Origin of the sequence: Agarivorans sp. OAG1, from assembly GCF_037076485.1 — a bacterium.
In the GTDB taxonomy this organism is placed as follows: domain Bacteria; phylum Pseudomonadota; class Gammaproteobacteria; order Enterobacterales; family Celerinatantimonadaceae; genus Agarivorans; species Agarivorans albus.
The window spans coordinates 3,312,043-3,335,772 of the sequence record NZ_AP028990.1 but is presented as its reverse complement, the minus strand read 5'-3'; the positions used below and the strand labels follow the sequence as shown (position 1 = coordinate 3,335,772).

At 44.1% G+C, this 23,730-nt stretch carries 22 protein-coding genes; 9 read left to right on the top strand and 13 right to left on the bottom strand.

Features of this window, described 5'->3' with window-relative positions:
- Positions 1-30: 30 nt before the first annotated feature.
- A complete protein-coding gene (locus OAG1_RS15245) occupies positions 31-1,119 on the top strand; it encodes an AI-2E family transporter (RefSeq protein ID WP_152779707.1) in 1,089 nt (362 codons plus the stop codon).
- On the opposite strand, the gene bcp is transcribed toward OAG1_RS15245, so the two are convergent.
- Both bcp and OAG1_RS15235 read right to left on the bottom strand, forming a co-directional pair.
- A complete protein-coding gene (gene bcp, locus OAG1_RS15240; protein WP_016403648.1) occupies positions 1,120-1,584 on the bottom strand; it encodes a thioredoxin-dependent thiol peroxidase in 465 nt (154 codons plus the stop codon). It abuts the gene before it with no gap.
- 24 nt (positions 1,585-1,608) lie between these two features.
- The gene (locus OAG1_RS15235; RefSeq protein ID WP_338621882.1) at positions 1,609-2,136 is read right to left on the bottom strand and encodes an ACT domain-containing protein; all 528 of its coding nucleotides are present in this window, start codon (positions 2,134-2,136) and stop codon (positions 1,609-1,611) included.
- A 234-nt stretch (positions 2,137-2,370) separates the two neighbouring features.
- Between OAG1_RS15235 and bamC the strand changes: the two genes are divergently transcribed.
- Both bamC and OAG1_RS15225 read left to right on the top strand, forming a co-directional pair.
- Positions 2,371-3,558: an outer membrane protein assembly factor BamC gene (bamC, locus tag OAG1_RS15230; RefSeq protein ID WP_338621881.1), complete on the top strand. Its 1,188-nt coding sequence runs from the start codon at positions 2,371-2,373 to the stop codon at positions 3,556-3,558.
- Positions 3,559-3,801: 243 nt separating this feature from the next.
- Complete coding sequence (locus tag OAG1_RS15225) at positions 3,802-4,206, top strand: hypothetical protein (RefSeq protein WP_338621880.1); 405 nt, start codon at positions 3,802-3,804, stop codon at positions 4,204-4,206.
- Between the two features lie 30 nt (positions 4,207-4,236).
- Here OAG1_RS15225 and OAG1_RS15220 read toward each other — a convergent pair whose 3' ends face one another.
- The 9 genes from OAG1_RS15220 to cysK all read right to left on the bottom strand — a co-directional run bounded on the left by OAG1_RS15220 (position 4,237) and on the right by cysK (position 11,636).
- A complete protein-coding gene (locus OAG1_RS15220) occupies positions 4,237-4,383 on the bottom strand; it encodes a DUF2897 family protein (protein WP_152779664.1) in 147 nt (48 codons plus the stop codon).
- A 64-nt stretch (positions 4,384-4,447) separates the two neighbouring features.
- A complete protein-coding gene (locus OAG1_RS15215) occupies positions 4,448-5,149 on the bottom strand; it encodes a hypothetical protein (protein WP_338621879.1) in 702 nt (233 codons plus the stop codon).
- A complete protein-coding gene (locus tag OAG1_RS15210; RefSeq protein ID WP_338621878.1) occupies positions 5,149-5,838 on the bottom strand; it encodes a M15 family metallopeptidase in 690 nt (229 codons plus the stop codon). The genes OAG1_RS15215 and OAG1_RS15210 overlap by 1 nt, the downstream gene beginning before the upstream one ends.
- On the bottom strand, positions 5,831-6,973 hold the full coding sequence (gene dapE, locus OAG1_RS15205) for a succinyl-diaminopimelate desuccinylase (protein WP_220720721.1): 1,143 nt from the start codon (positions 6,971-6,973) through the stop codon (positions 5,831-5,833). The genes OAG1_RS15210 and dapE overlap by 8 nt, the downstream gene beginning before the upstream one ends.
- A gap of 4 nt (positions 6,974-6,977) precedes the next feature.
- Positions 6,978-7,343, bottom strand: a complete 366-nt coding sequence (locus OAG1_RS15200) for an ArsC family reductase (RefSeq protein ID WP_152779656.1) — start codon at positions 7,341-7,343, stop codon at positions 6,978-6,980.
- A 320-nt stretch (positions 7,344-7,663) separates the two neighbouring features.
- Positions 7,664-8,173 carry a PTS glucose transporter subunit IIA gene (crr, locus tag OAG1_RS15195; protein WP_016403639.1) on the bottom strand — a complete coding sequence of 170 codons (510 nt, stop codon included), beginning with the start codon at positions 8,171-8,173 and terminating at the stop codon, positions 7,664-7,666.
- Between the two features lie 44 nt (positions 8,174-8,217).
- Positions 8,218-9,945: a phosphoenolpyruvate-protein phosphotransferase PtsI gene (ptsI, locus tag OAG1_RS15190; RefSeq protein WP_338621877.1), complete on the bottom strand. Its 1,728-nt coding sequence runs from the start codon at positions 9,943-9,945 to the stop codon at positions 8,218-8,220.
- Between the two features lie 51 nt (positions 9,946-9,996).
- Positions 9,997-10,254 (bottom strand): HPr family phosphocarrier protein, encoded by a 258-nt coding sequence (locus OAG1_RS15185; RefSeq protein ID WP_016403637.1) that lies wholly within the window; start codon positions 10,252-10,254, stop codon positions 9,997-9,999.
- Between the two features lie 413 nt (positions 10,255-10,667).
- The gene (gene cysK / locus OAG1_RS15180; protein ID WP_338621876.1) at positions 10,668-11,636 is read right to left on the bottom strand and encodes a cysteine synthase A; all 969 of its coding nucleotides are present in this window, start codon (positions 11,634-11,636) and stop codon (positions 10,668-10,670) included.
- Between the two features lie 334 nt (positions 11,637-11,970).
- Between cysK and OAG1_RS15175 the strand changes: the two genes are divergently transcribed.
- The gene (locus tag OAG1_RS15175; protein ID WP_338621875.1) at positions 11,971-13,182 is read left to right on the top strand and encodes an alpha/beta fold hydrolase; all 1,212 of its coding nucleotides are present in this window, start codon (positions 11,971-11,973) and stop codon (positions 13,180-13,182) included.
- Positions 13,183-13,369: 187 nt separating this feature from the next.
- A complete protein-coding gene (locus tag OAG1_RS15170) occupies positions 13,370-14,845 on the top strand; it encodes an HD domain-containing phosphohydrolase (protein ID WP_338621874.1) in 1,476 nt (491 codons plus the stop codon).
- Here the strand turns inward: OAG1_RS15170 and OAG1_RS15165 are convergent.
- Together OAG1_RS15165 and cysZ are read right to left on the bottom strand one after the other, a co-directional pair.
- Complete coding sequence (locus tag OAG1_RS15165; RefSeq protein WP_338621873.1) at positions 14,842-15,138, bottom strand: hypothetical protein; 297 nt, start codon at positions 15,136-15,138, stop codon at positions 14,842-14,844. The two genes, OAG1_RS15170 and OAG1_RS15165, sit on opposite strands and share 4 nt — an antisense overlap.
- The gene (gene cysZ / locus OAG1_RS15160) at positions 15,138-15,899 is read right to left on the bottom strand and encodes a sulfate transporter CysZ (protein WP_338621872.1); all 762 of its coding nucleotides are present in this window, start codon (positions 15,897-15,899) and stop codon (positions 15,138-15,140) included. Before cysZ ends, OAG1_RS15165 begins: the two co-directional genes overlap by 1 nt.
- 102 nt (positions 15,900-16,001) lie before the next feature.
- Here cysZ and smc point away from each other — a divergent pair, with 102 nt between their 5' ends.
- From smc to focA, 4 genes are all read left to right on the top strand, one after another.
- Entirely contained in the window at positions 16,002-19,427 is a 3,426-nt protein-coding gene (gene smc, locus OAG1_RS15155) for a chromosome segregation protein SMC (protein ID WP_338621871.1), read from the top strand.
- Between the two features lie 20 nt (positions 19,428-19,447).
- The gene (zipA, locus tag OAG1_RS15150; protein WP_338621870.1) at positions 19,448-20,434 is read left to right on the top strand and encodes a cell division protein ZipA; all 987 of its coding nucleotides are present in this window, start codon (positions 19,448-19,450) and stop codon (positions 20,432-20,434) included.
- A 71-nt stretch (positions 20,435-20,505) separates the two neighbouring features.
- Positions 20,506-22,515, top strand: a complete 2,010-nt coding sequence (ligA, locus tag OAG1_RS15145; RefSeq protein WP_338621869.1) for an NAD-dependent DNA ligase LigA — start codon at positions 20,506-20,508, stop codon at positions 22,513-22,515.
- Positions 22,516-22,670: 155 nt separating this feature from the next.
- The gene (focA, locus tag OAG1_RS15140; protein WP_338621868.1) at positions 22,671-23,513 is read left to right on the top strand and encodes a formate transporter FocA; all 843 of its coding nucleotides are present in this window, start codon (positions 22,671-22,673) and stop codon (positions 23,511-23,513) included.
- Positions 23,514-23,730: the final 217 nt, after the last annotated feature.

Sequence of the window (23,730 nt, the reverse complement as noted above, 5' to 3'; positions counted from 1 at the left end):
TCCACCCGCTAAAGGATTAAAGCTGTAACTATGTTTAAAGTCTTATCAAATTGGTACCGCCGCATGTTTTCTGATCCGGAAGCGGTGGCGATGGCTCTTGTGTTGGTTATTGGTTTTGTGCTGCTGTATTTCTTTGGCAATTTACTCGCACCATTACTTATTGCTTTAGTACTTGCTTACTTGTTGGATTGGCCAGTGAGCTTTTTAGCCAATCATGGGTTTCGCCGGGGCTTCGCCAGCGCCTTAGTGCTACTCATATTTTTCCTGATTGCCACATTTACTGTGTTACGCATTTTACCCACCGTGTGGGGGCAGGGGATGAACTTACTCAGTGAATACCCGGTGATGCTCAACAGTACTCAGCAATGGCTTGAGTCTCTGCCACAGCAATACCCAGAGTTTATCGACGGTGCCTTAGTAGAAAGTGTGGTAGACAATGTTAGAACCCGCTTAATGGGCGTGGGAGAGCAATTGTTGCAGTCTTCACTTTCGTCAATTATCAACTTAGCCACCGTGCTGGTGTATAGCGTGTTGGTGCCGTTGATGGTGTTTTTCATGCTAAGTGACAAACAAGTGTTACTGAATAGCGTGTCGCGCTTTTTGCCTAACGATCGTCGTTTGTTAACTCAAGTATGGTCAGAAATGAATGGCCAAGTGATTAATTATATTCGCGGCAAAGCGATTGAAATACTGCTCGTGGGCGGTGCTAGCTATATTGTGTTCGCAATTATGGATCTGCGTTACTCGGCATTACTTGGCGTGTTAGTGGGTTTGTCGGTACTTATTCCCTTCATTGGTGCCTTTGCAGTAACCCTACCGGTTGCTATGGTTGGCCTATTCCAGTGGGGGTTAAGCCCTCAATTTGGTTACCTTATCCTGGCTTACGGCATAATACAGGTGATTGATGGCAACGTATTGGTGCCCATTTTGTTCTCAGAAGCGGTTAACCTTCACCCCTTGGCAATTATTGTCGCGGTGTTGGTGTTTGGAGGTTTGTGGGGATTCTGGGGAGTATTCTTTGCAATCCCACTAGCCACTTTGGTGAAAGCGGTAATGAATGCCTGGCCGCACCATATAGAAAAGGTTGAGGACAGCGAGCCCTCAACCTCTGCTGAATAGTTATTGGTTTAAGTAATCGAGCACTACTTGATGGTGCTCTTTAGTTTTAAACTTATTAAACACATGCTCAATTTGGCCTTGCTCGTCGATTAAAAAGCTAATGCGGTGAATACCATCGTATTCTTTACCCATAAACTTCTTTAACCCCCAAACTCCGAATTGGTCGGCAACTGCATGATCTTCGTCAGACAGTAAATCAAAGTTAAGCTGATGTTTTTCTATAAATTTAGGTAGGCGTTTTACTGGGTCTGGGCTTACCCCAAATACTACAGTGTTTGCATCTTTGAGCTGTTCAATGCTGTCACGCAAGCCACAAGCTTGGGTAGTACAGCCTGGAGTTAGGGCTTTAGGGTAAAAATACACCAATACTTTTTTACCTGCGTAGTCGCTAAGTTTAATGCGCTTTTCATCTTGGTTTGGCAAATCAAATTGCGGAGCTGCAGCTCCGGCCGTCAATGTGTTCATTAAAGGTGTCCTTTATAGTGGTACTTAATTTGACAAAATTTGTAAATCGAACTGCTCGCTGCCTAACTCTTGGCATAGTTGTGCAAACGCCTGTTCAATTTGTTCTGGTTGATGGGTTTGGTTTAGCTTCACGTCAAATTCAGCGTGTAACATCTCAATATTATTCTTGGTGAACAGATTCGATTTTAAGCTCACCATATTCATTTGATGGTCGCTGATAAATTGGGTCACTTTGCTAATCACCCCGGTTGCATCAGGCAAAGTTAATTGCAAAACGGCGGCATGTGAGTAATCGATCAATTCGTGGCGCGAGGTTTTTTTCATTACCGTTAATAGTTGTAATTCTTGCGCGGTTGCGGGTAATCGAGTCTCGATTTGAATAATGGCATTATGAGTACCGGCCACTAGCATGATTAAGGTAAACTCAGAACCAAAGAGTGCCATTCGGCTATCTACAATGTTACAGCCGCAGCTAGAAACCAGTTGAGTTAATTGATTGACGATGCCTGGCCGATTACTGCCAACAGCGGTGACCACAAGATGTTGACTCATATTCCGTTTTACATATTTAGCTAGATTTAGTGTGTCAGGATACTTGCTTAAAGCTGGGAATTCTAGCGCATATAAATTTAGCAGAAAGTAAAAGGTGAGTTTGTATCAAGCCCTGAATGTTTTCGCCTTGTGTTTATGAAAGTGGCTAAGTAGTATAGCGCCCTTACTCTGGATTGTTTTCGTATGACGAAATCGCTTACCAGTAAATATTTTTGTTTGTAGATGTAGTGGGATATGCAACTAGTTTCTTTTCCAACGATGAAAGTCGTGTTTTTTGGCAGCCTAGTAGCGACTCTGGCAGCATGCTCTAGTAGCGGTGAGAAACACCGTCAGGCTGAGCGAGGCTTTGAGTATTTAGAAGCTACTCAAGTAGAGCCTTTAGTGATCCCAGAAGGGATAACACCACCTGAGCAAAGTAGTGAATTTGTTATTCCAACACCGCAAGCTAAAGAGGAAGTTTTAGTCGGGTCGGCGGTAGATGTTCGCGCACCTGTGCAAATTATACCGCTCATCGCGGGAAGCCGTATCGAAAATACCGAAGACGGTCTGATTTTTTGGTTTGATATTCTACAAGCCCAAACCGCTACCGAAACAACAGCTACGATGATGCAAACCATTAGTGACTATATTGCCTATCGTAACTCTTCTATTGCTCGCCGTGATGACCAGCAAGCTATAATCGAATCAAATTGGTTAGTTGATGCCGAAACAGTAGAAGGCAGTTGGTGGTTTTTCTCCAGCGACACGGTAATGGAGCAACGCCAAAAATTTACCTATCAGCTAGATGTTAAACCTCATGGTCGAACCGCTGGTCTAAAAGTAAGCTTTATCGACGGTGAGATTTATCGCGACGGTGGAGATTTAGCGATTGATTTAGATGAGTTCGACAAGCAGCGCCTTGCAGTGGTAGAGCTTAATCGCTTAATTGGTTATATAAGTGACCGACGTGAAGAGCTAGAAGAACAGCTTGCGGCGCAACGTGAAGAAGCGCGCTTGGCGGCCATGAGTGAAGCCGAGAAAGAACAGCTTTACGATGAGACGGTTAACTTAGTATTAGTAAACGATAGCGGTGCTGCTTACTACAAAGCGCGTGCTAACATGGAAAAAACCATGAAGCGTTTGCGTTTAGTATTACCTCTAGCGGGTTTCACTATTACTGATTACATTGCTAACTCTGGCAGCTTGTACTTAACCTACGAGCGCCCACCGGAGCAAGTTCTTGAAAACTATGGTTTAAGCACCATGGAGTTTGAAGAAAAAGACTACATCTTTACGGTGGGGTCAAATGGCAATGTTACTCAAATTACCTTAAGTGATAATGAAGGTGTTGTACTTAAGCCAAGTGAAGTACAAGCGCTGTATCCGTACTTAGCCATTCTGATGAAGATGGGTTTAGATACAAGCGATAGCTTGTCTCGATAATACTCGCTCGCACTTAGCTAGATTTATAAGGCCTCTTTAAGAGGCCTTTTTTATTAGCCTTTTATGTTTTTTCTTGCGCCTTTGCCCTTTAGGCAATTGACTATTACAGTGTGAAAAGCCATTTGTTTTTAGTTGAGAGTTCTTCCATAGCTTAAAGTGGGCTTATCTACTCTCTCTTGGCTAAACTTATTTTGGCTTGTATTCGTATTAAATAAGTAACTGATAGACTAAAAGGAAGATGTTATGAGATTTATACTAATTATTGGTGCTGTATTCGTTCTAAGCGCATGCAGTAGCCAAAATGTGGATACAGCTGAAAATAGCTCTACAGCAGTTGAACCCAGTCATTCTAGTGTGGAAAGTGTAGGCGCTAATTCTACAGAAACAACTGCTCCCACTGTTGCTGGGGAAGCAAGTAACTCTAGCGTAGATACTATTGGCGCAAATGAGGCGACAAGCGAAACGACAACGCCGGTCATTGATCCAGAGGTAGACGCAATGTTTGGGCAGCTAATTCGACAGTCTATCGCGAATGGAAATGAACAACAGGCCTTAAAGCTTGTAGAAGATGCCGAGCAAGCCGGTTCACTCAAGGCCAGAGATGTTTATTTACAGGCTTTAGAAAAGCAAAAGGAACAGCAGCAGTAAAGCTTGGGGAGTTTGTGATTAATGGGCGATTTAACGTTGCTCTGAGTCGTGCGACTTTTTTGATTTAGGCAGTTTTGTCTTGATGTTAAATCGGTCCATGTGCCTGAGCAGCATCAAATTGCCAAGGATAAACCCCAGTACCAGAGCAATGATAAGAATAACGTATCCGATGGCCATGGTAAGTCTCCAAATCCTGCTATGTGGGCATTCAAACTAGCTGTGCCAAAGCTAGTTTAGCTTGTTAAACGTTGAGTGCTTGAAGGTTAAGGCTAGAAATAAAGCTGATAAACGCCACGGCCAATAATAAAGGGGCTGGCGGGGCTGTTTTCTTTAGTTGCGGGAATAACCACAACAGAGTCGCTAGCAATAACAAGCTGCTCATTACTACAAAGTGCTTAACTGTATCAGCTTGTTCCAAGAGTGTTTGGTTTAAAACGAGATAAATACACACTGCCACAAGGCTACACATTGCCGCAGCAAGCCCAGCAAATGGCAGCAGTTTATCAAAGCTTGCTAAGCGGTGTTTAGCCTTAACCATTAGCCAGTGGGCAATTGCCGCCGCAGATGCAATAAAGCTAAAGATCCCAATACTATGTTGCAGCAAAACAACCGTAGCGGCTAATAACAGTGGCATACCCATTAACCACCAAAGGTTAATATTTAGGCTGCGTTTGTGTTTAAGCTTGTTAATTTTGAAAGTAAGCACCCAACCGATTAAGGCACTGGCGAAGACTAAGCCCACTAACCAAGTCGCTTGTTGGCTTTCAAATCCACTTAAACCTGCCAAGGTTATAAAGCTAACAAGTGTGCTTAATTGGCGTTGAATTCTGCCTGTTTGCCCAGGGCATAACTCTCCCTTATGTAAAACCAGCATCAATACAAGAAAGGCCAGTGCAGAACAACTAACAAGGCTAACAAACAAGGTGGCATACAAGCTTGGCATTAGGTCTCCGGTAAACAGATATTGGTAACGTATTGGCTAAAAATTTGTTCGATGTGCTGTTCAATACAAGCGAAGCCTGCCACCTGGTTATTTCTTAAGTGTTCTAGGGTTTGGCTAGCATCGAGTTTGCTCATCATTGTTTGGCTGGTGGCTAGGTGGCTCAAGTGCCATGGTTCAAACTCTACGCCGCCCTTAAAGCGCAGATAAGGGTAGAAAAAACCAAAATCTTGAGCATATTCATTTAACCATATCGATAAGGCGTGCTGGCAACCTTGCTCCGCATACTCTTGGGGGATGAGTTCTAAACGAGTTCCTGATGGTAGTAGTTTGGGGTCGTAAAAATCAAAATCGGTGCCCCAATGATGGCGGCTGGTGCCAGGCAAAGCAGACCAACGCAAAATAGCATGCAGCTTTTGCTCATCGCTTAGGCTTGAGATATCCAGTGGGCGACTATTGGCATCAAGAATTGGACGCAGACCATTCCATTTGTTATTCCAGATCGCCAGTTGGCGGTGAAAATCCCGATAACCACTAAAAATGCTTAGGTTAAACCCAGCCTGCGCAGCCGCTTTAATAAGCTTTTTGAGGTCAGATAAAACTAATTGATGAACCCAAGCAAGCTCGGGGTCATCAATTAGTTCGCTCTTGTCTAGCCCATAAAGGGCTAGAGGCTTGGCAAGTTTACTCATTGCCGCCAAGAACGTTTACTAACAGCTCGTAGTACATATCTGCTAACTGTTCTAAATCTGCCACTTTAACGCACTCATTCACTTTATGAATAGTAGCGTTAACTGGGCCAAGCTCGACCACCTGTGTCCCCATTTTTGCAATGAAACGACCGTCAGACGTGCCTCCAGTAGTGAGTAGCTCAGGAGCTTTCTTGGTTACCTTGCTTACCGCGTTGCTCACAGCAGACAAGAAGTCGCCTTCCTCAGTTAAGAATGGTTGGCCATTGTAGGTCCAATCTAATTGGTAATCTAAGCCGTGGCTATCAAAGATATTGTGTACCCGTTTTACAATCTCGCTATCGGTTAGCTCAGTTGAGTAGCGGAAGTTAAACTGAACATCTAACTCACCAGGAATCACATTCGAAGCACCTGTACCAGCGTGAATATTGGCAATTTGAAAGCTTGTTGGTGGGAAGAATTGATTACCGTTATCCCAATGCATTGCCGCAAGTTCTGCAAGAGCTGGTGCTGCATCATGAATAGGGTTTTTAGCTAGGTGGGGGTAAGCCACATGGCCTTGCACACCTTTTACTGTTAAATCTCCAGTTAATGAGCCGCGGCGACCATTTTTAACTACATCACCCACGTGATGAGTAGAGGATGGCTCACCCACCAAGCACATATCAATCAGTTCGTTACGTGCCATTAAGGTATCGACCACGCGGGTTGTACCATTAATAAAAGGACCTTCTTCATCAGAGGTGATTAAGTACGAGATAGAACCTTTGTGATTAGGGTAATCAGCCAAAAATCGCTCAGTAGCTACGACCATGGCAGCTAAAGAGCCTTTCATGTCAGCCGCTCCGCGCCCATGTAGAATGCCATCAATAACAGTGGGCTCAAAGGGTGGGGTATGCCATTTTTCTGCAGGCCCAGGAGGTACTACATCGGTATGTCCAGCAAAACAAAACAGTGGGCCGGTATCACCTTTACGCGCCCACATATTGGTGGTGTCTTCAAATACCATTTCTTCAATGTTAAAACCAACAGCAGTTAGTCGGTCGGCCATTAGTTTTTGGCAATCGCAGTCTTCTGGGGTCACCGACGGACGGCTGATAAGATCTTTTGCTAAGTGTAAAACTGGGCTATCTGACATGGATTTATGCTTCCGGAGAAAAGAGTTGTTGGTATTGGTCGGCTTTAAAACCAAGCGTAAAAGACTGGTCAACTTGAAGTAATGGGCGTTTAATCATTGCTGGGTGCTCGGCCAGCAGTTGAATGGCTGTATCTTTATTTAGGTCAGCTTTTTGCTGGTCGCTTAGCTGGCGATAAGTGGTTCCACGTTTGTTCAAAACGGCTTCCCAACCCAGCTGTTCACACCAATGGCTAATTTGTTCAACACTAACACCATCTTTACGATAGTCGTGGAAGCTAAATTCAATGTTGTGTTCGTTTAACCAACGGCGGGCTTTTTTAATAGTGTCGCAGTTGGGGATCCCGAACATTACTATGTTTGTTGCAGACATGTATGTTCCCTTTTTTATTTTGGCTAAGAATACCAGAGCTGAAGGCAAAGCTCATCGACCAATTAAGCTGGTAAAGGAAATATACCAATCGTACTAAGTAACTGTTCATTTTATCTGGTTAAAATACTCGATAACTGCGTTAGAATTTTTGATTGTAGAATAACTACTTATCGAAAAAATCCTGCCTTATTCTCGAGTATTTTTCCTACGTTATTTCTGATCACTTACTTAGTGTGATTGGTATTAAGGCTTTGAGTGAATTTAAGGCAAAAAAAACCACGCTAAATAGCGTGGTTTAATCACTTAGGCAAAAGCCCAATTTATTTAATAATGGTTAGTACCGGCGTTTCGCTAATGGTTACAGAACCTGATTTTTTCACTAATTCTTTAATCTCGTCCATGTTAGAGATAACCACGGGCGTTAGCGTTGATTTTGCTTTTTCTTCTAGCACGGCTAGATCAAACTCAATAATCACATCACCTTGTTTCACTTCTTGGCCTTCAGCCGCGATACGAGTGAAACCTTCACCTTTTAGCTCAACGGTATCAATACCGAAGTGAACAAACAGTTCTACGCCGTCGGTTGATTCTAGTGAAAACGCGTGGTTAGTTTCAAAAATCTTACCAATGGTACCGTCACATGGCGCTACCATTTTGTTACCGCTTGGCTTAATCGCGATACCATCGCCCACGATTTTCTCAGCAAATACTACATCAGGCACTTCTTCAATAGGAACGATTTCACCTGATAGTGGGGCGATAATATCGATCCCGCCTTTGCTTGAACTATCATCTGAAACCATTTTCTTGAATTTGTCGAATAGACCCATTATGGCGCTCCTAAATTCTTATGTATTGTGCAGTTGTAACTATCTTAACAGACGGAATTTTGTTTAACAAAAGTGTCAACTAACGTTTCAATTTCAGCGGCTGTTGGCAACGCTAAAGCTTGATCGGCTAATTTCTTCACATCAGCATAGTTTGAATTACGGATCAGTTTTTTGATCCTTGGTATAGAAATGGCACTCATTGAAAATTCATCTAAGCCCATTCCCATTAATAACAAGGTGGCAGTTTCATCACCAGCCAACTCACCACACATACCTGTCCACTTACCTTCAGCATGTGAAGCATCAATAACTTGCTTGATTAAAGTAAGGACAGCAGGTGACATTGGGTTATAGAGTGAAGAAATAAGCTCGTTGCCACGATCTACCGCTAGAGTGTACTGAGTTAAGTCGTTGGTTCCAATACTAAAGAAGTCTACTTCTTTAATTAAATGGTGAGCAATAGCTGCCGCTGCAGGTGTTTCAACCATTACGCCAACTTCAACTTTCTCATCAAAGGCGATGCCTTCAGCACGTAACTCGGCTTTTAGTGTATCTAGCACACCGTTTAACTTGCGAATCTCTTCAACCGAAACAATCATCGGGAACATGATGCGCACTTTACCAAAAGCAGACGCACGTAATAGCGCACGAAGTTGAGCATTCATGATTTCTTCGCGGTCGAAGAAGATACGAATTGCACGCCAACCCAAGAATGGGTTCATCTCTTTTGGCAAATCTAAGTAAGGTAAGTCTTTATCGCCACCGATATCCATAGTACGGATAATCACTGGGTGGCCTTGCATCGCTTCTACTACTGCTTTGTAAGCTTCGAACTGCTCGTCTTCGCTAGGTAGTGAGTCACGATCCATGAACAAAAACTCGGTACGGTATAAACCAACACCTTCTGAGCCGTTGCGGTGAGCGCCGTCTACATCTTTAATGGTGCCAATGTTGGCACATACTTCAATTTGATGGCCATCTAAAGAAACCGCAGGTAGGTCTTTTAACTTGGCAAGTTCAGCTTTTTCATCGATGTAGCTTTGTTGGCGCTGTTTATAGGTGGCTAGTTGCTCATCGCTTGGGTTGATAACAACTTCATTGTTTAGTGCATCTAACGCAATGATATCGCCATTTTTAACCTGTTGGGTTACGTCGTTGGTACCAACAACAGCTGGTAGCTCTAAAGAGCGAGCCATAATAGAAGTGTGAGAAGTACGACCGCCGATATCAGTAACAAAACCTAGTACTTTATCTAAGTTAATTTGAGCTGTTTCTGAAGGGGTTAAATCGTTGGCGACTAAAATTACTTCTTCAGTAATGGTACTTAAAGAAACAATCTCGATGCCTAGAATGTTTTTAACTAAACGAGAACCTATGTCGCGAAAGTCCGTTGCGCGTTCTTTTAGGTAAGGGTCGTCTAACTCGGCTAGCATCTGCGCGTTTTGCTCGATAATGGTATGAGCTGCATTGTCGGCGCTAAGCAAGTTATCTTTGATGCAGGCTAGAATTTCCTCTTCAAGCTCTTCATCTTCTAACAGCATGATATGTCCTTCGAAGATAGCTTCTTTCTCTTCACCGAAGGTTTTACCTGCCATTATTTTAATTTCTTCGAGCTGTGCAGAAGTTTTATTACGTCCATCGAAAAAGCGTTGTACTTCGCTTTCTACCTGCGCTGCGTCGATATTTGTTTGGTTAATCACTACTTCTTGTTCCGCAAGTAGCAGTGCTTTACCAATTGAAATTCCTGGAGATGCCAGAATACCTGAAATCATAACCTACACCTATTTAGTTGAACTGATTAACGGACTTATAAAAATGCTGACTTATTCAAGTTCATCCATTAACGCAACTAGTTTTTCTACAGCGGCAGTTTCGTCTTCGCCTTCAGCGCGAATCACCACACTAGTGCCTTTAGTTAGGCCAAGAGTTTGCAGTTTAAAAAGGCTTTTGGCACTGGCAGATTTGCCATTGCTCTCAACAGTGATATCGCTAGAAAATGCTTTTGCTTCTTTTACAAATTGTGCCGCAGGGCGAGTATGAAGACCATTTTCGGCGGTGATAACAACACTTTTCTCAAACATACAATCATTCCTCAAGTTAAATTATGTCGCCTATAGCTTGATATAAGCTTAGACGCTTATTAGTAAAACGTTTTCGAGAAAAAAATAACGTAAAAGCCTTTGGTAAAGTTTAATCTACGTCAAATTTTCCTATTTAGTTGTACAGTGTTACTTAATATTACATAGGGGTTTTGTGTGTAACTCTATGTAATTTAATAAATAATACTAATTTATCGAAGTGAACAATGTGTCAATTTTGATACCTTTTGTTACAAAGTGATACATTGTGAAGCGCATTATTTAGCGGTTTGGAGTATAGTTTTTGCAGTTTTGTTGCACAAGTCTTAATGGTTAATTTTCTTTGAAAATAAAGTCTTTGTCGCAAAAAAAAGCAACCTTCACAGGTTGCTTATTGATTACTTGCTTAAATTTACTTATTGAACGTTTTCTTGTTCAGTGAAAATGTTAGCAAATAAAGCACTTGATAAGTAACGCTCACCTGAGCTTGGCAGTATCACAACAATCGTTTTATCTGCAAATTCTGGCTTTTCAGCGATACGGTTAGCAGCTACAACAGCGGCGCCTGAAGAGATACCCGCTAAAATACCTTCTTCTTCCATTAAACGTTGAGCCATGGCTATAGCGTCTTCGTTAGTTACTTGCTCAACCGCGTCAACCATTTCTAAATCTAGGTTGCCAGGGATGAAGCCTGCACCAATACCTTGGATTTTGTGTGGACCAGGAGTTAGATCTTCACCCGCCTTAGCTTGAGCAATAACTGGAGAATCAACGGGCTCTACTGCAACAGAAGTGATGCTTTTGCCTTGTTCCAGTTTAATGTAACGGCTAACACCTGTAATTGTACCACCGGTACCCACACCCGCTACAAACACATCAATTTCACCGTCTGTATCTTCCCAAATCTCTGGGCCAGTTGTTTTCTCGTGAATTTCTGGGTTAGCTGGGTTATCAAATTGACCTAGTAATACGTATTTATCTGGGTTGCCATCACGAATTTCTTCCGCTTTACCGATAGCGCCTTTCATGCCTTTAGCGCCTTCAGTTAGTACTAAGTTAGCACCCAATGCTTTAAGCAATTTACGACGCTCTAAGCTCATGGTGTTTGGCATAGTAAGGGTGATTGGGTAACCGCGAGATGCTGCAACAAATGCTAAAGCAATACCGGTATTACCACTGGTAGGTTCAATGATTTCTTTACCTGGACCCAATAAGCCTTTCTTTTCTGCATCCCATACTAAGTTTGCACCAATACGACATTTAACACTGAAGCTTGGGTTACGGCTTTCTACTTTAGCCAGTACGTTACCTTTGCTTACGCGGTTAAGGCGAACTAGCGGAGTGCGACCGATAGTCAGGGAATTGTCTTCGTAAATCTTACTCATTGAAACGTCCTTTTTAAGGTTAATAGGCTTGCTACAATCAGTGGTTATTGGCACTTAGCAGCATTACTGTGTTACTAGCATAACGCGCTATTTGGGAAGGGGAAGTAACGTTTATTTATAACGTTATGTAATTAAGAGATAAATTGATATGCCATTAGGCGTAGTGTTGTTGGAAATTTGTGAAGAAGCATTGCTACAACAAGGTTTACTTCAACTAAGCTAAAGTTGATTAACTAATTCTTTGGTCACTAGTAGCGAGGACGCTATGTTTATGTGCGATTGTGTATTGCGATATAGCTCAAAAATTGTCTTTTTTATGCTGCTGGTTTTCGCATTGCTGGCGTGCAAGGATGTCGAACAAAGTTCAGATTTATTAAATAACTTTGAGCCAGAATTTGTTGCCCAGTGGCAAACTGTCGTTGAGGCCAGTGAGCCTCCTGCGGAGTTCTCATTACAAGCTGCATGTATCCCTCAGGTAATTGAAGCGAATCCTCAGCAAGCCTTAAAAGGCACCTTAATTGTCGTGCACGGCTTTACCGCATGTAACCAACAATTTTTTGATTGGGGCTTGCAGTTAGCGGCTGCCGGTTATCATGTTGTGTTGCCAGCTCTTCCTGGTCATGGTCTTGAGGCAGAACAGCAAGATTTGCTGTTGGAAGCTAGCGGTTTAGCCAATAATGCCCAAGTGTATTCAGATTTTGCTGACCAATTGGTATTGCTAGGGCAGCTGTCTCCGGGGCCTTCAAAAATCATTGCAGGTCTAAGTGTTGGCGGAGCTGTGGCGGCTGCAGTTGCAATACGCGGAGAACAGACCTTTGATAAAGCTTTGCTAATGGCTCCTTTTTTGGCCATACCAATGACTTACTCTACAGAACCGGGGCCGCAGCTAGCACCGCTTAGCCCACAAGAAGAGCTCGACTTGCTGGATTTGCTCAATGCTGAAACTGATAATTCCGAGCAACTAGAGCAGGTCTGGCACCAGTTTGCTCAGTTACTGGAGCAATTTCGCACCGGGGTGGCGCAATCCTTATTAGCACTTCTAAAACTTAGCACCTTTATTCCCCAATTGGATTATAGCTGGGGCCCTGCCTGTGAAGATGAACGAGCCGCTGGCCGAGCTGGTATATGTAATTTTAAAATAAGCAATTTGTTTGCGGTAGACAGTTTTGGTCGAGAAACCCTAGTAGCTTATCAGCAAGCTGAGAGTCTTGCTGTGCAAGTTCAATTGGTGGCAGTTGAAAATGATAGTGGTGCAGACCCACTGGCTATTCAAACGCTGGCGGAACGCTTAAACAGCTTAGTTGGAGAGCAAGCTTTAGGTTACTGTTTGTATGACGGTGAGATTGTGCCGCACTCCTTCATATCAAAATATGACAACATCGTATTGGCAGACGCAGGCGCTACTGATGTACTCAGTTCTGCTTTAGCTAATATGGAAGCGCTTTGGCTAAGCCGGTTTTATAGCGAAGCCTTAGAGTTTATTGATTCCGATACACCTAACTTTTTTGAGAATGAACAGGGCTTTTGTATACAGCAACCCAAGTAGCTTACAATTTGCTATCGCTAGGTAAAATCAATGTCTAGTGGCTGGCTATTAATTTTGTGGCTTGCACTTTGAGTTTAACGCACATCACTAATACCACTTTGATGGCTTTACTTATTTCAGTTTCATTGATTATTGTTTAGCAGTTTAAAATTACTAACAAACTGAGCCTTAACAACGGGAGAGCCTAATGGAGAAAGTTGCGCGTTTAGCAAGTAAACACTGGCTAATTGCCATGGTGTTGTTTTCTATTTATGGCGTTCAAGTTTGCCCGTTTTTGGAAGCTCAAACGCCTCTTCAATTATTACTCCCTATCATTATTAGTTTTCTTGTCACCTTGTTGGCGAGGCGCTTTGCCTGTTTGGCAATAGAGAAGAAGCCAAAAGAACAGCAAGTAAGCGCCCAGTTCACTCTCGATTTTTCACTGTTTTTAATCATGGCCTTAAGCGTCGTTAGTTATAACTTAATGATGTTTGAGCCGCCTTGGGAGTCAAACTTAAAGGTTATTTTAGGTTTGGCTGCTTTGGGCTTTTATGTAGCGGCAGATTTAGCCTTGTTTAAGGAGTGGCAAATTGCTCAAGACTTAGAGAGTGCTGGCCAACACTTACAGATTAAGCCGCAACCTTATTCTGTTAGTCAAAAGTTTTCAGCCTTCGCAGCGGCCAGCGCTTTCGTGCTAGCAGGTGTTATCTTTTTGGTGATTAATAAGGATTTAGATTGGTTGGTAAATGTTGGTTCAGATCTCTACCCGATTGAAGTGGCTCAGCGTTATATTGTTATCGAACTAAGCTTTGTATTGCTGGTGGTATTGGCCTACGTGCTAAGAGTAATAAGCAGTTACTCACGCAACCTAAAGCGTTTGCTAGAAAACGAAAATCATAGCTTGGCTAAGGTACAAGCCGGCCAATTAGATACTCAGGTCACCATTAGTAGTAGTGATGAATTTGGCTTGATAGCACAGCGCACTAATTCAATGATTGCTAGTTTACAACGCAGTACTTTGTCGCTTCAGCAAACGCGAGATATCGCCATTCACAGTTTGGCGACACTAGCAGAAACCCGTGACAATGAAACCGGCGCGCATATTCTACGTACCCAGTACTACGTTAAAGCCTTGGCTGAGGCGCTGCAAAATGAGCAAGGTTTTAGCAATTTATTAAGTCCTCAGATTATTGATTTAATCTATAAGTCAGCCCCCTTACATGACATAGGGAAAGTGGGGATCCCCGACGCTATTTTACTTAAGCCCGGCCAACTTGATGACGAGCAGTGGCAGATCATGCGCCAGCATCCTGAAATAGGAGCCGATGCCTTAGCCGAAGCTGAACGCCAGTTTGGCAGTGAGGATGCGGCCTTCCTGCAATACGCTAAAGAAATTGCTTTATCTCATCACGAGAAATGGGATGGAAGTGGTTACCCCGAAGGGTTAGCTGGAAATGACATTCCCTTAAGTGCGCGCTTAATGGCCTTGGCAGATGTTTATGATGCGCTCATTTCTAAGCGGGTATACAAACCTGCTTTTTCTCACGACAAAGCTAAGCAGATTATTTTAGAAGGGAAGGGCTCGCATTTTGACCCTGCAGTAGTTGAGGCATTTTGCCGATGCGAGCAGCAATTTGTCGAGATTGCTGCTCAATACAGTGATAAACCAGAGTGTGCAGCTTAGTTGCTGTAAACCACAATGGATACGCGGTAGCGATCTCTTTTCGGACTGCGCTCTACGGTGTAAACCGAGTAGTGGCTAGCGTTTTGGGTACTGGCCCATTCCACGGCTTCTTTTTCGGCTATGTCTAAATCTAAGTTGCTCAAAAAGGTTTTTTGGGCCACTTTGGTTAAGTTCATTTCCTGGGCTTCGCCGTAGTTTATCTTTTGTAGTGTACTGGCTGCTGCCATCACAGAGCCCGCACTCAGTAAGCTGAGGCTTAGTACTAAGCCCGATAATAGATGTTTGGTTTTCATTACTGCTTCTCCTCGACCAGCTTGTCTCGATAACTATCGACCCAAATTGCTGTGGCACCACATACCGCCACCGGCATGATAATTAAGTTTAATAGGGGTACGGTACTAAAAAATAAAACGATCGCCCCAAAGCCACTGTTGCGAATGCGGTCTTGCTTAAGTTGATCGCGCATAGTAGCAAATGGAATGCGATGATTGTCAAAAGGGTAATCAATGTACTGAATGCACATCATCCAAGCACAGAATAAAAACCACAGTACAGGCGCAATAGTTTGGCCAATGGCAGGGATTAAAAACAGCAGTAATAATCCCAAAGCTTTGGGTAGCCAGTACCACAGCTTTTGCAGTTCTCGAGAGAAAATGCGTGGTAAATCTTTGATGAGATCAACTATCGACATGTCGTCGACTTTTTTGCCACTAAGGTGCATTTCTACTTTTTCGGCTAATAAGCCGTTAAAAGGCGCTGCAATCCAATTTCCAATAATGCTAAAGGTAAAACCAAACACCATCAGAATAGCGATTATCGCCGTTGGCCAAATTAACCAGCTTAGCCAATCTAACCAGCTTGGTAGGTAATCAACAATCTGCTGAACCCAAGTGCCTAACTGTTGGTATAAAAAGAAGAATGCTGCACCAAACAACAAAATGTTAGCGATTAGAGGAATCATCACAAAAAGCCGAAGACCAGGTTGAGTAATTAAGCTAAAACCCTGGGCGATGTAAGAAATTCCGCTGCGAGAAGCAAGCGAATGCTGCGTCATTGTTGTGATCCCTCGTTTGTTTATGGACTCATATATTACAAAGCGTTGATAGCTCTGGTAAAGTCTTGCTTAACAATAGCAACAAATTAAGCAAAATCATTTATGCGCTTGAAACAAATCCGCCTCGCCGGGTTTAAATCTTTCGTTGACCGAACCACCATCCCTTTTCCCACCGATATGACAGCCATAGTAGGGCCAAACGGCTGTGGCAAGTCAAACGTAATCGACGCTGTTCGCTGGGTATTAGGAGAGAGCAATGCCCGCCATTTGCGCGGTGGCTCTATGACTGATGTTATTTTTAATGGTTCAACCAAGCGCGCCGCTGTATCTAAAGCCATGGTGGAATTGATTTTCGATAACCAGCAAGGGCGAATTGGCGGTGAGTTTGCTAGTTACGCCGAGATTGCCGTTCGCCGAGAAGTTAGTCGAGATGGTCAAAATAACTATCTGCTAAATGGCGCTAAATGCCGTAAACGCGATATTACCGATTTGTTTTTAGGAACGGGCCTTGGTCCGCGCAGTTACGCGATTATTGAACAAGGCATGATTAGCCGTTTAATCGAGTCAAAGCCACAAGAACTGCGGGTGTTTATTGAAGAAGCAGCTGGCGTGTCTAAGTATAAAGAACGCCGACGCGAAACGGAGTTACGCATTAAACACACCGATGAAAATATTCTGCGTCTGCGAGATATCGAATCAGAGCTTGCGCAACAAGTCAGTAAGCTTAAAACCCAAGCGCAAGCGGCTAAGCGTTATCGCCAGTATCGAGAGCGTCATCGTGAACTAAAGGCGCTTATTTGCCTTCAAGAGTTGCGCCAGTTGGACGCGAGCATTGATAAAGGCAATCAGGGGAATGATCAGGCCGAACAGCAGCAAAGGCACGAAGAACACCTGATAACTCAAACGGAAAACCAGCTTAGCTTGCTTAACCACCAAATTGCAGAGCAGCAAGAACAGATTCAAAATCTGCAGCAGCAAAGTTACCAACTTAAAACTGAGTTGGCGAAACTTGAGCAGCAACAATTACATACCAAGCAACAACAGAGTCAGTCGCAACAAAGCCGCGACCGCAACTTAACTCAGCAAGCTGAAATTAAGGCAAGCTCAGAGGTGCTAAGTGAGCAGTTAGCGCTGGAGCAAGAAGCCATCGCAGAACTAGAGTTGCAACAAGAAATGCAGCAGCAAGTGTTGTTAGAGTTAGAGCCACAGCTGGAAGACGCCGAGCAACAGCATGCCGATGCCTTAGCTGAGAGTAATGCCTTTTTAGCTGCGAGCCAACAGGCGCGTCACTCTGTGCAGCAGTGCGAAGCTCAATTGCGTCATTGTGAGCAAATGCAGCAGCGCCATAAGCAGCAGATTGCTCAATTAGAGCAAAGCTTAAGTCACACCGCCGATGGTGATGAAGCTGCCTTGCAGCGTTTAACTCAGCAGCTCGACGAAAGCGAACCCAAACAACAAGAGCTTGAGACGCAGTTGGCTCAGGCCGAGGTCTCTAAGCAGCACTTAGCCGACAAACTAGCGGCCTGCCAACAACAATTGCAACAAACGCAATTACAACAAACTGCTGAAGAAACCCGTTTGCAGGGTGTTGATAAATTGCTCGGGCAAGTTGAGCAGACAGCCCAGCAGCCACTGCTTGACGTTCTGGGTGTGAAGGAAGGTTGGGAACAGGCTGCAGATGTGGTTTTAAGTACATGGCTACAGGCGGAGTGGTGTGAGCAACTAGACGCCCAGTTTCCCTTAGCATTAAGCGCAGTTGCGCCTGCGGTAAGTCATCAGCTCGCCCCTCAGTTAGCAACGTTGAGCAGCTTAGCCGAGCAATTAGAGAATGTTGAGCTTGGATACTTATGTGGCCAAGTGCTAGTGGTCGATAATCTTGAGCAAGCGATAAGCTTGCGAGAGTATCTAAGTAATGAACAATCATTGATAACTGCCAGGGGCGAGTGGGTAGGAAGATACTGGCAGCAGTTGAGCCCACCGAACTACCAACATTCTTTGTTAAGTCTGCAACAAGAGCGCCAGCAGCTACACGAATTATTGGCTCAGTTGGAGGAAAGCGCTACTCAGCTAAAGCTTGAACAACAAGACCTACAGCAGCAATCTCAGCAACAGGCTGAACAGATAAAAGGGCTAAGCCAGAATTTAGTGACAGTGAAGGCCGAGATTGCCGACTGGCGCAGCCGCTTAGCCTTATTAGAGCAACAGCAAGCCTTTGCCAAGCAACAAACCGAGCAAATACAGCAGCAAATCGCCGAACTGCAGATTACGCTGGAGCAAGATCAAGAATTGCAGTTATTGCTCGAAGAGCAACTTGAACAGCATCAGGCTGAATTAAATCAGCAAAGCGAAAAGCAAAAATACTTGCAACAACAAACTGCACTGGCGACAGATGCTCTAAAGCAGCAACGCTTGAGCTTGCAGCAACAGCAACAAGCTAGTCATCAGCAGCAATTGTTATTGCAGCAACAGCAAGCAAAACTTCAAGCGCAACTGCAGCAGCAAAGCTATCAGCAGCAAAAGTTGGCAGAGCTTGAACAGCAGTTACAGGCGCAGCCCGAAGAGCACGATGAGCAACTAGCCCTGCTTGGTGAGCAAATAGAACAGTTGCTAGAGCAACACTTAGAATTGGAAGAGCAGCAAACAGGTGCTAGCGAAGCACACCATAAAAGTGTTGAACAACAGCAAGCTTTGGCTCAGCAGTTAAAAGATGCACAGCTACGTTTAAAAGAATTAATTGAGCAAGGTACGCAACAACGAATTGAGCAACAAAGTTTGTTAGCGCGTCGAACCGTATTGTTAGAGCAACTAGCGGAGCAAGGTGAAAACTTAACACACCTTGAGCTATCGTTGCCAGAAGCCAGCTTAGAAGACGACTATGCCAGTGAGCTAAGTCAGGTAGATGCGCGCTTGAAGCGATTAGGCGCGGTGAACTTAGCTGCGGAAGACGAATTTGAACAGCAGAATGCACGCTATCAAGAGTTAAGCACGCAACTTACTGATCTAGAAGCCGCCATTGAAGTGTTGCAAACGGCAATCGCCAAAATAGACCGTCAAACTCGTTCTAAATTTAGTGAAACTTTTGCTAAAGTAGATGCAGACTTACAACAGCTTTTCCCCAAGGTTTTTGGTGGGGGTAAGGCTTGGCTTGAACTGTCTTCCGACGACTTGCTCGAAACTGGCGTAACTATAATGGCGCGACCTCCGGGTAAAAAGAATGCTAGCATTAGTTTATTGTCGGGCGGAGAAAAAGCGCTGACTGCCTTGGCCTTGGTTTTTGCTATATTTCGCTTAAATCCTGCGCCATTTTGTATGCTTGATGAGGTAGATGCACCGCTAGATGAAGTAAATGTGGGACGTTTTGCCGATTTAGTGCATAGTATGTCTGATACGGTTCAATTTATATTTATCAGTCACAATAAAGTGACAATGGAAAAGGCCTCGCAACTTGCTGGGGTAACAATGCAGGAGCCAGGCGTATCACGCTTGGTAGCAGTGGATATCGCAGAAGCGATAGCCATGGTGGAATAATAGCTTTAGAGAACAGTTAAATGCAGGAATTACGCATCGTACTTATCGTTGTTGGAATCATTTTAATTATTGCTTTGCTCGCTCATGGTTTTTGGAGTAGTCGCAAACAACGACCTGAAAAACTGGTTAGTCCCAAAAAATCTTTAGGGGCTCAAGAATCTTCAGCAACACGTGATGAACAAGGTTTTGATGATCTAGGTGTAGGTCAAGCTCGGGTTATTGGTGACCCTATTGAAGACGCTATTACTCAGCAAGAAGTAGCTCCAGCCGCAAAACCTGCGGCCAAACCAGCAGAAATAAAAGCAAGCCCAGATTTTGCCGCTGAGCCAAGCGCGCCAGTGCAGCGAAAAGAGCCTGAATTTAGCTTTTCTGCAGTAGATGAAGCGCCAAGCATTAGTGATAGCCAAGGTTTAGAGGGCTTAGAACCTAAGGCCAATCCAGAGGCTGTGAGTGTTGAACCTGAGCCAAGTACTTTGTCTAGCGAACCAGAGTTTGCCTTTGATATGGACGAAGTAAAAGAAGAACTTGTAGAGCCTGTGGTTGAAGAACCACAAGAGCCGGTTAAAGATCCTAATGCACCCGATGATGTGTTTATCTTAAATGTTATGGCTCAGAGTGGCCGTTACTTAAAAGGTGCTGCGCTGTTAGCAAGTTTAGACAAAATTGGTTTGCGCCATGGTGACATGGATATTTTTCATCGTCACTTAGATAACAGCGGCACTGGTCCGGTGATATTTAGTTTGGCGAATATGGTTAACCCTGGCACTTTTGATATTAATGCCATGGACCAACTAGAAACCCGTGGTGTGAGCATCTTCATGACTGTGCCATGTAAGGGCGAACCAACTAAAAACTTTGCCTTAATGTATAACGCAGCCATGACCTTGGCTAAAGATTTAGACGCGATAATGTTAGATGACCAGCGTAATCCTTTGACCAAGCAAACCGTTAATCACTATGAGCAACGGGTGCGTGAATACGAGCGTAAGCAACTGCTCGTAAACTAATAAATTGTGTGTACTTTTAAGCCTTTCCAATACATGTATTTGGGAAGGCTTTTTTATTTGAAAGGTCTCTCATGGACAAGCCAGAACAACAAATTGAGCAGCTAAGAACTCAACTCGAGCAATATAACTATCAATATTACGTATTGGATGAGCCTTCGGTTCCTGATGCTGAATATGACCGCTTATTTCGAGAATTACAGAGTTTAGAAAAGCAGCATCCAGACTTATTGCGAAGTGACTCGCCTACCCAGCGTGTTAGCGGAACGCCGCTATCAGCCTTCGATCAAATTCAGCACGAAATGCCAATGTTGTCCTTAGACAACGTATTCAGTGAAGAAGACTTAAGTGCCTTTAATAAACGTTTGCAAGAGCGATTGGTGACTGCCGATGCAATTACCTATTGTGTCGAACCCAAGCTTGATGGCTTAGCGGTGAGCATCTTGTATGTTGATGGTGTGCTGCAGCAAGCTGCAACACGTGGAGATGGCAGCACAGGCGAAAATGTCACCGAGAATGTGAAAACCATTCGCTCTATTCCTCTGCGTTTACGGGGTAATAACTGGCCCGCCAGATTGGAAGTGCGCGGTGAAATATTTATGCCTAAGGCGGGTTTTGAAAAACTTAACCAGCAAGCAATCGAAAAGGGTGAAAAAGGCTTTGCCAACCCACGCAATGCAGCAGCAGGAAGTTTGCGACAGTTAGACTCGCAAATCACTGCTACGCGTCCTTTGGCATTTTATGCCTACTCCTTGGGCGTGGTGAGTGAAAGCTTAAGTCAAAGCCATTATCAGAACTTACAAAGCTTAAAAGACTATGGTTTACCGGTGTGTCCTGAAGTGCGCACTGTTAGCGGCAGTGAGGCGTGTTTTGCCTATTACCAAGAAATTGGTGAGCGCCGCAATAGCCTCGCCTATGAAATTGATGGCGTTGTTTACAAAGTAGATAGTTTGGAACTGCAGCAACAATTGGGTTTTGTTGCGCGAGCGCCTCGCTGGGCAACGGCCCATAAATATCCGGCTCAAGAAGAAATCACAATATTGCGAGATGTAGAATTTCAGGTTGGGCGAACTGGAGCGATAACTCCCGTGGCCCGTTTAGAGCCAGTTTTTGTTGGTGGCGTTACGGTGAGTAATGCCACCTTGCACAACGCTGATGAAATTGAGCGTTTAGCGGTGCGTATTGGCGATAGTGTGATTGTACGCAGAGCTGGTGATGTGATTCCGCAGGTAGCCGGAGTCATCCTTGAGCGTCGCCCAGAAGATGCAAAAGAGATAGTTTTTCCCGAAAGCTGCCCGGTGTGTGATAGCGCCATCGAGCGCATCGAAGGTGAGGCTGTTGCGCGTTGTGTAGCAGGCCTGCGTTGTGGTGCGCAGCGTAAAGAGGCACTAAAACACTTTGTTGCCCGTAAAGCTTTAGATATAGACGGTATTGGTGACAAGTTGGTAGAGCAGTTGGTCGAAGCGGAGTTATTGCAAACCCCCTTAGATTTATTTCACCTTGCGCAGCAACGAGACGCTTTGTTGGGCTTAGAGCGCATGGGCGAGAAGTCTGTCGATAAGTTGCTAGCAGGTATAGAAGCAGCACGAGAGACCACTTTGGCGCGCTTCATATACTCCCTAGGGATCCGTGAAGTAGGTGAGGCGACAGCTGGTAACCTTGCTCAACATTTTAAAAGCTTACCCGCAATAGCCGATGCCAGCCTTGAACAACTGCAAGATGTGCCCGATGTTGGTGAAATTGTTGCTAAGCACCTGCGTTTCTTCTTCACTCAAGAGCAAAATGCTGAACTAGTGAATGCGCTGGCCGAACAACTCAGTTGGCCTGCGATAGAAGATAAGGCGGAAGAAGACTTGGCCATGAACGGCAAGGTAATTGTACTTACCGGCACCTTAAGTCAACTTGGCAGAAGTGAAGCTAAACAAGCGCTGCAAGCCTTAGGCGCTAAAGTAACCGGCAGTGTTTCGAAGAAAACCGACATTGTGATTGCCGGTGATGCGGCAGGCTCTAAACTCACTAAAGCCCAAGATTTAGGCATTGATGTATGGAATGAACAGCAATTAGTTGATTTGCTGCAAAGCTAAGTGAAACTCTCTCACTACTATAAAGGCCCGCTAGTTTGCTAGCGGGCCTTTTTGTTGAATAGTCACTAACAACCACTTTGATTGCTTGGCTTAAATGGCTTGTTATATGTCGATTCAGCTACGCTTAATTAACCACCATCAATTAAGTGATCCCTATGAGTCAATTCGATTCCTTGCTTCCACCCCAAATGGCTGAACGCGCTGCCGACGTTGGAGTAAGTAAAGCCACCAAAGATCCGCTTAAAGCATTTTTACTGGCCCTTACTGCTGGCGCACATATCGGCATAGCCTTTGTTTTTTATACCACCGTAACCACTGGTGCGGGAGATTTTCCTTGGGGTTTTACCCGTTTAATCGGCGGTATGGCATTTAGCTTAGGCCTGATTTTTGTGATTATTACCGGTGGTGAATTGTTTACCAGCTCTGTATTGACGCTGGTGGCAAGAGCCAGCGGTAAAATCTCATGGAAAAGCTTATGTATTAACTGGTCATTGGTTTACTTAGGTAATTTGGCTGGTGCTTTTGTCTTAGTCTCGCTAATGCTAATGACCAAGCAATATACTTTTGCCGAAGGAGAGGTAGGTATCAATACCATGCGTATTGCCCAGCACAAGCTGCATCATGATTTTTTTCAAGCGGTAGCCCTGGGCATTATGTGTAATGTGTTGGTATGTATCGCAGTGTGGATGACGTTTAGCGCCCGAAGCTTAACAGACAAGGTAATGGTGATGATTCTGCCGGTAGCAATGTTTGTCTCGGCGGGCTTTGAGCACTGTATTGCCAATATGTTCCAAGTACCTATGGCTATTGGTATTAAAAATCTCGCAGGCCCCGAGTTTTGGCAAGCAACTGGCTTAAGCCCAGCAGACTTTGCCGATCTCACCTTTGGCAACTTCTTCATCAACAATTTAATTCCGGTCACTCTCGGTAACATCATTGGCGGAGGGGTATTTGTGGGACTAGGCTATTGGCTTATTTATCTACGAAAGCCCGATTAACCCGTTTGTTGCATCGTTTGGGTGCGATTGTTGAGCACTAAACTAAGCCTGCGACTAGCCAGTATTTACTGCGATTAACTTAGCCGTAGCTTAGATTTGCTGAGCATTGTGGTAAGAATATAGCGCTAATAGTGATTCCTCTGAATTATTACCTCTTTTGGTGTATATTTTGCTTCGTTAATTCTTGAGTTTAGTTGTTGTACTTGGTGATTTAGGT

Coding starts and splice junctions, on each gene's coding strand:
- OAG1_RS15200 (WP_152779656.1), bottom strand. CDS start 7,343: ATGTCTGCAACAAACATAGTAATGTTCGGGATCCCCAACTGCGACACT.
- OAG1_RS15185 (WP_016403637.1), bottom strand. CDS start 10,254: ATGTTTGAGAAAAGTGTTGTTATCACCGCCGAAAATGGTCTTCATACT.
- OAG1_RS15235 (WP_338621882.1), bottom strand. CDS start 2,136: ATGAGTCAACATCTTGTGGTCACCGCTGTTGGCAGTAATCGGCCAGGC.
- OAG1_RS15220 (WP_152779664.1), bottom strand. CDS start 4,383: ATGGCCATCGGATACGTTATTCTTATCATTGCTCTGGTACTGGGGTTT.
- dapE (WP_220720721.1), bottom strand. CDS start 6,973: ATGTCAGATAGCCCAGTTTTACACTTAGCAAAAGATCTTATCAGCCGT.
- crr (WP_016403639.1), bottom strand. CDS start 8,173: ATGGGTCTATTCGACAAATTCAAGAAAATGGTTTCAGATGATAGTTCA.
- cysZ (WP_338621872.1), bottom strand. CDS start 15,899: ATGACGCAGCATTCGCTTGCTTCTCGCAGCGGAATTTCTTACATCGCC.
- cysK (WP_338621876.1), bottom strand. CDS start 11,636: ATGAGTAAGATTTACGAAGACAATTCCCTGACTATCGGTCGCACTCCG.
- zipA (WP_338621870.1), top strand. CDS start 19,448: ATGCAGGAATTACGCATCGTACTTATCGTTGTTGGAATCATTTTAATT.
- OAG1_RS15165 (WP_338621873.1), bottom strand. CDS start 15,138: ATGAAAACCAAACATCTATTATCGGGCTTAGTACTAAGCCTCAGCTTA.
- OAG1_RS15210 (WP_338621878.1), bottom strand. CDS start 5,838: ATGAGTAAACTTGCCAAGCCTCTAGCCCTTTATGGGCTAGACAAGAGC.
- ligA (WP_338621869.1), top strand. CDS start 20,506: ATGGACAAGCCAGAACAACAAATTGAGCAGCTAAGAACTCAACTCGAG.
- focA (WP_338621868.1), top strand. CDS start 22,671: ATGAGTCAATTCGATTCCTTGCTTCCACCCCAAATGGCTGAACGCGCT.
- OAG1_RS15225 (WP_338621880.1), top strand. CDS start 3,802: ATGAGATTTATACTAATTATTGGTGCTGTATTCGTTCTAAGCGCATGC.
- smc (WP_338621871.1), top strand. CDS start 16,002: ATGCGCTTGAAACAAATCCGCCTCGCCGGGTTTAAATCTTTCGTTGAC.
- OAG1_RS15245 (WP_152779707.1), top strand. CDS start 31: ATGTTTAAAGTCTTATCAAATTGGTACCGCCGCATGTTTTCTGATCCG.
- bcp (WP_016403648.1), bottom strand. CDS start 1,584: ATGAACACATTGACGGCCGGAGCTGCAGCTCCGCAATTTGATTTGCCA.
- OAG1_RS15215 (WP_338621879.1), bottom strand. CDS start 5,149: ATGCCAAGCTTGTATGCCACCTTGTTTGTTAGCCTTGTTAGTTGTTCT.
- bamC (WP_338621881.1), top strand. CDS start 2,371: ATGCAACTAGTTTCTTTTCCAACGATGAAAGTCGTGTTTTTTGGCAGC.
- OAG1_RS15170 (WP_338621874.1), top strand. CDS start 13,370: ATGGAGAAAGTTGCGCGTTTAGCAAGTAAACACTGGCTAATTGCCATG.
- ptsI (WP_338621877.1), bottom strand. CDS start 9,945: ATGATTTCAGGTATTCTGGCATCTCCAGGAATTTCAATTGGTAAAGCA.